Consider the following 10,833-nt stretch of genomic DNA (forward strand, 5'->3'; position numbering starts at 1 on the left):
TTCGGGGAACGCTGGTGGGCAAGGCATACGTCTCTGCGACGCGCTGGAACAGGGTTGCAACGGTTTCAGGGCCAATACTGCGGAGCACGCCTGGCGGTCCTCACCTTCCCCTTGGCCCCTTCCTCTTAGATCACCCCTCTCCCGCAGCGCGGGAGAGGGGCTGGGGGTGAGGGCGGTCCGCAGCGCGGGAGAGGGGCCGGGGGTGAGGACGGTCCGCAGCGCGGGAGAGGGGCTGGGGGTGAGGGCGGTCCGCAGCGCGGGAGAGGGGATGGGGGTGAGGGCAGCCCGCTCGGCAGTGGGAACGTGCGGTGCCTGGCGGAACAGAACAATGGTTGCAGATGCACGGTACGAGCCTCATGAGAAATTCGAGTTTTCGATCACGCTCTGAGAGCGTCTGCAAACGACGTTTGTAATGATGGCAGGCATTGAGGCAATGGAGTCGCCAATGCGTGTGCGATATAATGGCCGAACTGATGTTGGTCAGCGGCGTGAAGTTAATCAAGACGCTTTCGGGAGTACCGAGATCGACCAGGGGACGCTGCTCGTTGTCTGCGACGGGATGGGAGGTCATCTCGCTGGTGAAGTTGCCAGCAAGTTAGCAGTTGAGACAATTATTAATTCTTTTCGCCCACAGAGCGATCCGGCTGAAGGGTTGCGTCAGGCCTTTATCGCTGCCAACCAGCGGGTATATCAAGAAGGTCGTGGCACGATGGGCACCACGGCTGTGGCGGCATTCTTCTGGCATAACACACTCTATGTTGCGAATGTTGGTGACAGCCGGGCGTATCTGGTGCGTGAAGGTCAGATCCGTCAACTAACCAATGACCATTCGCTGATAGGCGATCAGGTAGCTGCTGGTCTTATCACTGCCGAGCAAGCCCGCACGTCAACGATCCGCAATATCATTACCCGTGCTATCGGTCATCAATCCCACGTGGAGGTTGATCTCTTTCGCGAACCTCTTTTGTCGGGTGACACCATTGTGCTCTCAACCGATGGGATGCACGGTTTGTTGACTGATGATGAGATTGCGGCGATTGTTAGTTTGCATCCTCTCGATGTTGCTACCCGGCGGTTGGTAGATGAAGCAAACTCACGCGGTGGGCCTGACAATATTACAGTTGTTGTGGCTCAGGTTGATAGCAGCGATGTGGCGTCTAGGACGGGAGCCGCTGCATCAGCGCCGACAACGCCGCCGATGGCACGACCACTTTCACCGATCGGTTTGGGAGGCGCTGTTCTGGTGTTTGTGTTGCTGATAGGTCTGGCCATTTCAATTCTGTTAAACGATACGCCTTCACCCGCCCCCTTGCTCAGTTCACCAACGATTGTTGTCACTGCTACACCTATCCCAACGATCACCGTTCCGGCAACCGTCATCCCAACCGAGACTCGCTGATCGGGTATTTGCTGCCGGTGTAAATAGACAGCGATAAAACGTGGTAGAATAATAATCGAACGTTTGTTTGATTATCTGATCATCGCAACGTGAACGTTGTCTCGCTCTTATTACACAATCGCATCTGGCTTATAAGACACCGGATAATGCTGTATGCCCATTCGTCTGCTTGATGAAACCATTGCCGCACAGATCGCCGCCGGCGAAGTCGTCGAACGGCCGGCCTCGGTCGTAAAGGAGCTGCTGGAAAATGCACTCGATGCGGGGGCGAGGCGGATTCTGATCGAAGTACGGGGTGGTGGGCTGCGCGAGATTCGAGTTCAAGACGACGGATGTGGTATTCCGGCCAATGAGGTTGAACTGGCCTTCGCCCGTCATGCAACCAGCAAACTCAGCTCGGCTGATGACTTGTGGGCGATTCGGACGTTAGGTTTTCGCGGTGAGGCTTTGCCGAGTATTGCCAGTGTTGCGCAGGTCATTTGTGTGACGCGGGTTGCCGATGCCGAGCTTGGAGTCGAGCTGCGGATTGCCGGTGGTGAAGTGCAATCGCGTCTGCCGTGTGGATGTCCGGTGGGGACGACGATCACGGTACGGAACCTCTTCTACAATACGCCTGTCCGTCGCGAGTATCTCCGTTCTGAAGCGACTGAAACTGGTGCTATCAGTGCGATTGTGCAGCAATACGCGCTGGCGTATCCTGAAGTCAGTTTTACACTGCTGATTGATGGGCGCATGGCATTGCAAACAAGTGGCGATGGTGATCTTCGCGCAGTGGCCGTCGAGCTATACGGGCTGGAAGTGGGTAAGGCGTTGTTGTCGGTACAGGCAGAGGCTGGCGCCGATGAGACCTGGGTGTCTGTAAATGGTCTCATTTCACCACCAGAACTGACGCGCAGCTCACGCAACTATCTGTCACTCTTCGCTAACCGGCGCGTCTTGCAACCGCGCGGAGCGTTGGCGGCAGTGATCGAAAATGCCTACCATACAATGTTGATGAAGGGGCGTTTCCCGATCGCTATTCTCGATCTGCGAGTGCATCCGTCGGCCATTGATGTGAATGTACACCCAACGAAGAGTGAGGTGAAGTTCCGTTATGCTGCCCATGTCTACAGTGTATTGGGCCGAGCTATTCGTGATGCCTTAATCAGCGGTGCCGGTGTTCCGACTTGGGAAGCACCTGATCCAGCGACAGTACAGCGACGCTTTGAGTTGCGTCGGCTGGGTCAGGAAGCGAGCACAACACCATCGGCGTGGGGAGTTGGTGCTTCTGTCTGGGATCGTGATCGATCACGTTGGGATGCGGGATCGCCGGCGGTTACGCTCGATACGCCGTTACCGACGCCAGCGGCTGATCCTGTGCCCGATGACACAAACCCTCCGCTGTCGCCTTCAACCTCAACCTCAACCACTACTGCTGCTCTGCCACCGTTGCGGGTCGTTGGGCAGGTGGGCTTAACCTATATTGTGGCTGAAGCACCTGAAGGGATGTACCTGATCGACCAGCATGCTGCGCACGAACGCATCACCTACGAAAAGTTAATGAACCAATATGCTCAGCGTGCCGTCGAGTCGCAACAGTTGCTCATTCCCCAGGCCGTTGAGGTTAGTCCGGAAGCGAGTGCGCTGCTGCTGGGGAATGCTGATCGATTAGCAGAATGGGGGTTTGTGCTCGAACCATGGGGAACTGGCGTCCTGGTTCGGGCAATACCGGCGACGCTGCCGGTCGATGAGTTAGCGCAGGCAATTCACGAGATTGTCGAGTATCTTGCCGGGCGCGGTGGCAGTAGTCCTCGCGATTGGCACGAAGCAATGTTGATTACGCTGGCGTGCCACACGTCAGTGCGTGCCGGCCAACCCCTTTCTCACGATGAGATGCGTCAATTGTTGCAGCAGCTTGAACAGTGTGTCAGTCCGCGCACCTGTCCGCACGGTCGTCCGACGATGATCCTCATGACGCCTGCCCAACTGGAACGGCAGTTTGGGCGTCGGGTGTAGGGGTTTTCAACGTTCTTGATCCTGGCCGACAGTGGCGACGGAAAGCAGGGTAGGCGCGAGAGAAGGGTTCCACCCCTCTGCTCGCGCTTGCGGGGGATACGCAGACGATGGGTTCCAGTTGCACATCGCACAACGCGAGCCGCTGGCCTGCACAACTAAGAGCTTGATCAAAAACCCGAAATTCTTATTGGGAACGTACCGTGCCTGCGCAACCATTGCGTGAGGAGGCGCCAACCTTTCTCCAGTCACCCCACGTTCCCCCTTCCTCGTCGCTGGTGGAAGGGGAAGAGGGCAGGGGGGAAGGTGCGGGCGGCCCACACCCCCGGCCCCTCTCCCGCAGCGTGGGAGAGGGGAGGTTGGTGAACGCGGTATCGTTGACTGCCGCAGGATCGCCCCCGCGCCGTCCTCCCCCCTTCCTCTCCCGCAGCGTGGGAGAGGAAGGGGGCAGGGGGGGAAGGTGAGGGGGTGCCACTTCAACTGATGCTCCTGCTGAGCACTGGGATCCCAAGGAAACCGCACAGTTCAGGGGTTGTCGTTAGCACACTGTTAGCAGGTGCGTGATGTTCGTCGGTGGCGCTTCGTTTTTGAGCTATTTGGTTAGCGAAGGCAAGCCGGAGCCGAAAACTTCACCAACCCCTACCTCTCACTAGTACTCGGTCCCTCACTTTGCAAAATTCGTCAAAATTTCTGCGTATCTTTTTGGCATCTCATGCGCTTTTATTATTGAACACGTTTCTAGCAATGAGGTGCTTATGCGAATCGTTCAACTGGTCATGCTGTTCGTCCTCCTGACCGCCTGTGCTGTCTCACCGGCAACTGTTCCTACCTCTAACCAGCGCACATCTGCCGATATTCAGGTGCCGATGGGCGGTTTCAACAACCTCCTCAAGCCGCGCCTCTGGCTTATCGGCGATACGGCGGAGGTGTTGGCAACGGTAGCCAGTGATCCTGTGCCTGAAAATCTTCCCTCATCACCATCCACCGGTATTGTGCACCGATTCACGACCGACTGGATCAAAACTGCTCTGCGCTACATTGCCCGTGATGGGCTGCCGCCAACGCGAGCGGCCCGTGAGCTGATGTTGGTTTCGGTGGCGCTAAATGATGCACTTGTGGTCGGGTCTGAGGCGAAAGAAAAGGTTGATCACGTGGCGTTGTTGGCCGGTGCTGTCTGGCCGGTACTGCGCTACCTGCATCCGCAGCATAGCGAAAATATTGATCGGTCTGTTTACGAAGCGCGCTGGCAGGGATTATGGCGCAGAGAGCCGGTACCAGCCGTGCAGCTTGAACGCAGCTTTCAAATCGGGCGTGCGGTTGGTGAGCAGGTTGTGACATGGGCACAAGCTGATGGCAGTGATGCCGTGCGGGAAGTAACCCTACCCGCAGTGGGGGCCTGGTATACCGAGAAGTTACCGCTTGATCCACACTGGGGAGATGTTAAAACGGTGCTGATTCCTTCTGGCGATGCGATCATTCTGCCACCACCTCCTGACTGGGCGAGTGACAGCATGGAACAAGAGCGAATGACATTTCTTGCCGCGCAACAAGTGCTTACCGATGAGCATCGGGAACTGGCGTGGAAATGGCATGCCGACGTTGGTACGGTCACTGTCCCCGGTTTGTGGTTTGAAACCGCCATCACGATGGCTGTGGTCGGTAATCTTGATGAGCTACAGACCGCTTCCCTCCTCGCGTATCTCGGTGTGACGATGCATGACACGGCGGTTGTCTGCTGGCACAACAAGTATCTCTACGGTTTTGTTCGCCCAGAACAATGGATGGCTCTGGTTGAACCGGATTGGCAGCCGACGTTGCCGACACCGCCACACCCATCGTATCCATCAGGCCATGCTGCATTTAGCTCGGCGGCTGCGAATGTGCTGATGATAGCCTTTCCAAAGCATAAGGATCTGTTGGTTGCGCAGGCTGCCGATGCGACCCGCTCGCGCATCATTGGTGGTGTGCATTGGGTGATGGATGGTATGCAAGGCATGGCACTCGGTCGAGACGTTGCGCAATACATTCTTACGCATTAACGGGAGATACATCATGCGTCTGAACAATCAGCCCCGCTCACTATGGATTGTTAGCTGGTGTCTGATGTGGGTTCTCGTATTGTGCTCACAACCACTTGCTGCTCAGCCAGCGCAACCATATATGGAGTTAGACAACTACATTGAATTTGATTGGTGTGTCAATGGTTTCTTTACCAATCTTCCATCGACCATCGACGCGGTACGCTGGCGTTGGAATCAAGAACCAACCGACGATCAGCGTTGGCTGTGGTTCACGGTTCAGGATGGCACAGCCACACGTTGTCTGACGATTACTGATGAAGATCTGAGTCAGGATCCGCCGATCGTCTATGTTCAGCTACGCGATCTTGATGGAACAATTATTTCGCTCAGTGCACCGTTTATTAAAGCTCCACCGATTCAGGTCACGATTGAAATTGTGTCGCCCGAACGGGCTATGAACTATTATACTAACCGTGATCACGTTACTCTGCGCGTGATAAACCATTCAGGTGGACACGATGGGTATATAGCGATCTGGTACGAACCCGGTATTGTATTTCACGATTTCTCGCTTAGCCCACAAGAGGAGTTTCAGCGAGACTTTCCGTTACCCGAACGTGAGGGGGAAATCGTGACTACGGTTGTGGTCAATGGTGAACGTATAACAAACTCCCGGCAGATTGATTTCGTTGTCACCCGTGATGTGACGCCACCTGTACTTACCAATACCAATGCCACAGTAGAGACGACCGGTCAGTCTACCCGGCTGATCATGAGCGGGCAGTTTGCCGATGCGTATGCACCCTTGCCGAGGGCTGTCGAATGGCAATTTTTGGCCCGTGATGGAACAACCATAGGTACCCCAATTTTCCACATTCTGACCGATGATGAAGTACAGGCCGTAACAACAGCCGCCCTTGTCAGTGATGGCACTCCCTATCAATTGGCAGTTGCGTTGGGGGCAGTACCCAACCATGCGCATACCCTCCAGGTTAGGGTGTTTGATCGAGCCGGTAACGGCCAACCCATTACACCGATTCAACTGAATAGTACCTCGGTTCCTCATATCGTACATATCCCTTTCATCGGACGGTAAGTACTTTCCTTAGCAACTGAGAAGTCCCTCGCTGGGTGCTACTACTGGTGGCGCTCTGAGTGAGGGCGTGCTTGAAATCGATGAAGGAGACATTGCAATGACATTGCCCCGCTTCTTGCGCAGCGGTCGGATCTCTATCTTGATGATGCTGATAATGCTCCTATTGCTGCCATCGTTACCGTCATCACCAGCTAGAGCGCAGACCGGCACCGGTGGCTTTGCCAGTGCGGTACCGTGCCTGAACAGTGATCTTGATCTGGCAACCACCTGCTTTGCCGATACGATTTACACCCCAGTTGTAGCTAACGATCCGGCGCTTGTGCGGGTTACTGTGGGCGGTGTCAAACAGATGCTGGCGCCGATCGGTACGACTAACGGTGGCTACAATCGACGAATTGCGAACAATAGTGGCATTGGCTCGGTATACGGTTTGGCGTATGACGATGGTGCGATCAGTGGGATTCGCCGTCTGTTTGCCGCTGCCTTTACCCGTCGCTTTACCAGTTATGGTCCACTCGGCCCTGGTGGTGTCTACGAATACCGCTTCAACGACGGTCAATGGCGTCCATCGTTCACTGTCCCTAATGCCGGCTTAGATCGCCCAACAAATGATCGTGACGATACCCACATTCTAGCCGCAGTAGGTAAGAGTGGCCTCGGTGATATGGAAATTAGCCCGGATGGTACTACGCTGTTTATCGTCAATCTCAACACCCGTCAGCTTGAACGGTACGACATTACTGGCGAAACTCCACAACGTCTATCACCGATACCAATTCCCTTTCAGCATATTAGCGCCAATCAACAAACGGTGGCGAATCTGCGACCATTTGCGCTCGAGTTTGCGCCAGGCCTTGATCCAATAACCCGTAGCCCCAGGTTGATGGTTGGGGTTACCGATACAGCAGCTCCTAATGGTGAACCGCAAGTCTTTGTGTTAGAGTGGCTCATTTCTCACAATAGCTGGAAACGTGTTCTGCATCAACCGCTCGTTAATGCTACTTTTAACAATCGACTTGCTATTTCAACATATCTTGATATGCTGAAATCGTTGAAGCCAAACGGTGAGGTTACCGGATGGAATGCTTGGAATGAAAATCTAACAAGACTTCCTATCTACCGTACACTTCAAACTATTTTTAATCCCCAACCATTTCTGACCGATATCGAATTTAGCCCTGATGGAAAATTTCTCCGTCTCGCTATCCGTGATCGTCTCGGTGATCTGACATTCTTTGGTAAGCCTCCGGAGGGTCATTACAACACTACTGCGCAAGGGGATACGCTGAACTATCGGCAGAATAGTGATGGCCGGTGGGTATTGGAAGTTCTTGCGACCGAACGCACGGATCGGGTAAATGTTGATGACCCGACTTTTACGATGAAGGCCAATCCGACCGATTGGCTCAATGATCATCTGCATGCTTTCCCCGGTGATAGACCAGCCCATGTCGAAAATCACATGGGTAGTCTGTTGGCTATTCCCAATCCAAACGGTACAGAGACGATTGTTGCTACCTCGCTGCTCGGTGCTGTTGCTTCCGGATTGATGCTCTATACCTCAGATCAGCCGCTGCCGCTCCGATCAGTTACCCTCATTCCACCCGGTAGTAATAAGTCAACTTCACTGGGTGATCTCGAGCTTCTTTGTACCTATGCGTTCGTGAGCGGTCAACTCTGGCACGATGTCAACGGCAATGGTCTACGTGAGGCTGGTGAACCACCGTTGGCAGGCGTAATGGTTGAGATTCTGGAGCCTGAACGTGCAATTCCGCTGGGGAGTGTAGTAACAGCCGCTGACGGGAGCTACACGGTTGCTGTTCCTCCGAACCGTGCCCTACACATGCGTGTTGCACCGACTGAATTTTTAGCAGGTCGGCCATTGGCCGGTATGGTCTATGCACCACTCAACGCTGGCGCCGATGATACCCGCGATAGCGATGCGCATCCGATCTTCGGTGTCGTGGAGTTTGCCGGTCGCCACACCGGTAATGGGGTGACGGGTAGTGCATTATCATTACCACTTCGTGCAGAACGGGTACGGCATGTCGATATTGGGCTGACTCGTCAGTTTCAGGCGGCGACGATTGGCGATTTGGTCTGGCACGATGTCAATCGTAATGGCGTGCAAGACGATCAAGAGCCGGGTATTGCCGGTATTCCGATACGGATAGAGCGAGTTTCTGGCTCGGCGCCCACCGTGAATGTGTATCCTCGCACGACGGTGAGTGACGCGCAGGGACGTTACAGTTTTACGAACCTCGAACCAGGTCAGTATCGAGTTGTCGTTAGCTTGCCAGAAGGTTATGCCTTCGCTCCATCTGGTCGTGGTGGCGACGCCCAACGCGATAGCGATATTGATGAACAGAGCGGTTTTAGTCCACCGTTGGCGATTGATCGCGGCATGATCCGATCAGATATTGATGTTGGTCTGACTTCCCTTCAGCCACAGATGGATCTGAGTGTTGAGCTGCGAGCGCCAACTGAGGTGGTGGTCGGTGATGAGTTTCGTTACACCATCAGTTATCGCCATACCGGTCTGGTTACGGCAACCAATGTTGTCATACACATGATATTACCGACCGAAATGCGTTTGTTAGATTCCAGTCGGCCAGTTACTCAACAGGGATCGGTACTGACCTGGCAGCTTGGCCGTGTCCATCCAAATAGTACCGGCACGATTGATGTGCGTGTGCGTGCGCCAACGACGATTGGTCGTTCCCTGAGCCGGATGGTCGATACGACGGCGACGATCAGCGCCAATCCTCCGGATACGAACCAGACGAATAATAGCGCGACAAAATACACTCGTCTGACGCGCGCCGAGTTGAGGATCAGCAAATCAGCGCCGGTAACACTTCTCAGTGGTGATCACCTGCTTTACACGCTACAAGTTGTTAATCAGGGGAGTGCTGCTGCCGCCAATGTTGTGGTCAGCGACCCATTACCGCCCCAGCTTGATTTTGTCAGTATCCTGCGTGCGCCTGGCGGAGCCTGTCGTTACGAAGGTGCAGATCGTACTTTTCGTTGCAATCTCGGTAGTTTGGCGCCTGGTCAGGAGGTTACGATCAGTCTCCAGACTCAACCACGCATCGGTATGATCGACCGCTTTGATAATCGAGTAACTGTCACCACGACAACTGCTGGCGATGAACCGTCCGATAATGTCGCAACCGTCAGGACACTCTACCTGCACCCCAATCCGGCAGTCACGCTGGCCTTTGTCCCGGCTCCGGCAGCGGCTGGCGAGCTGAGCACGTTGCAGGTTTCTTATCGGAATCACGGAAATGGCATTGCACGTAATGCAACCCTCACCGTAGAACTACCGACTAATACCACGCTTACGAACTATCCGGCATTCTGTCAGCGTCATGGCAGTCAGCTTGTTTGCGCACTGGGCGATCTGGCGCCAGCTACCGATAATCAACTACGGCTAGAGCTGGCGGTACCGGCGCCTATCAATGCCGATCAATTGAGTGCTACTGCTACTATCACAACAACGACTCCCGAAATCCCTATCTATCAGCAGGATAATCAGGCCAGTGCGACAGTGGCGATCGTGCGTCCAAATCCGTTCGTGCAACTGTACGCGCCCAGCAGCATTATCGGTCAGGGGAGTGTCTTTGCCTACACCATTGAGTACGGCAACCTTTACCGCCGTCGTCCGGCGCAGACACGGGCTGCTGAGAATACGGTTCTCGAACTTGAATTGCCGGCAGACGTGCAACTAGTGGGAGCTAGCCTACCGCCCTCTACTCAGCATGGGCAGCGTTTGCGCTGGGATTTGGCTACGCTGGCACCGCAAACTGCGGCGCGGATTGAGGTAGTGGTTCAGACAAAGGTGCCTGCCGGAACGGTCTTACCCGCTATGGCTCGCGTTACTACTACGACGCCCGGCGATGATCCAGTTGATAATATTGCCTCCCTCTCTATTCAGGTCGTTCCTCCGCCGACCACGATTGGTACAGCGACCGGTGATCTGCGGGTGGCAATCCGTTCAACCCTTGATCCGGCTACTCGTGATGCCAGTCAAACCAACGGTGTCTATCTCTCTGATGGTTCACAGATTGCCTGGCCGAGTGGTGAGGTGCTTGATCTGACACCACAAATCGGTTCGTTGACATTCGCCGATGAACCGCTACCGTGGCCCTACGCCTATCAGATGCGGGTTGTTGGCTGGAGTCTGGTCGCGGTTGAGGTAGGCGGTCAGCGTTTCGATCCACGAACGAGCGATAGTCGTGGTGTGGGTGGTTGCCGACCGGGAGCACGCCCGTCGTTAACACCGCAGCTCCTCAGTGGCTGTGTCTACCGCTATCTCGGTGGTC

General features: G+C 54.9%; 5 protein-coding genes. All 5 read left to right on the forward strand.

Annotation, left to right across the window (positions count from 1 at the left end; all coding sequences use genetic code 11):
- Positions 1-445: 445 nt before the first annotated feature.
- Positions 446-1,399 carry a Stp1/IreP family PP2C-type Ser/Thr phosphatase gene (locus JE47_RS0102775; protein ID WP_031458287.1) on the forward strand — a complete coding sequence of 318 codons (954 nt, stop codon included), beginning with the start codon at positions 446-448 and terminating at the stop codon, positions 1,397-1,399.
- Positions 1,400-1,552: 153 nt separating this feature from the next.
- The gene (mutL, locus tag JE47_RS0102780; protein ID WP_031458288.1) at positions 1,553-3,394 is read left to right on the forward strand and encodes a DNA mismatch repair endonuclease MutL; all 1,842 of its coding nucleotides are present in this window, start codon (positions 1,553-1,555) and stop codon (positions 3,392-3,394) included.
- A 752-nt stretch (positions 3,395-4,146) separates the two neighbouring features.
- Positions 4,147-5,430 (forward strand): vanadium-dependent haloperoxidase, encoded by a 1,284-nt coding sequence (locus JE47_RS0102785; protein WP_031458289.1) that lies wholly within the window; start codon positions 4,147-4,149, stop codon positions 5,428-5,430.
- A gap of 13 nt (positions 5,431-5,443) precedes the next feature.
- The gene (locus tag JE47_RS0102790) at positions 5,444-6,508 is read left to right on the forward strand and encodes a hypothetical protein (RefSeq protein ID WP_031458290.1); all 1,065 of its coding nucleotides are present in this window, start codon (positions 5,444-5,446) and stop codon (positions 6,506-6,508) included.
- Positions 6,509-6,605: 97 nt separating this feature from the next.
- On the forward strand, positions 6,606-10,833 hold a 4,228-nt coding region (locus JE47_RS0102795), incomplete at its 3' end, for an SdrD B-like domain-containing protein (RefSeq protein WP_031458291.1).

The organism is Chloroflexus sp. MS-G (genome assembly GCF_000735195.1).
Lineage (GTDB): Bacteria > Chloroflexota > Chloroflexia > Chloroflexales > Chloroflexaceae > Chloroflexus.

What these genes read in the sequence shown, in the direction of transcription:
- JE47_RS0102775 (WP_031458287.1), top strand. Translation starts at nt 446, where the DNA reads ATGCGTGTGCGATATAATGGCCGAACTGATGTTGGTCAGCGGCGTGAA.
- mutL (WP_031458288.1), top strand. Translation starts at nt 1,553, where the DNA reads ATGCCCATTCGTCTGCTTGATGAAACCATTGCCGCACAGATCGCCGCC.
- JE47_RS0102785 (WP_031458289.1), top strand. Translation starts at nt 4,147, where the DNA reads ATGCGAATCGTTCAACTGGTCATGCTGTTCGTCCTCCTGACCGCCTGT.
- JE47_RS0102790 (WP_031458290.1), top strand. Translation starts at nt 5,444, where the DNA reads ATGCGTCTGAACAATCAGCCCCGCTCACTATGGATTGTTAGCTGGTGT.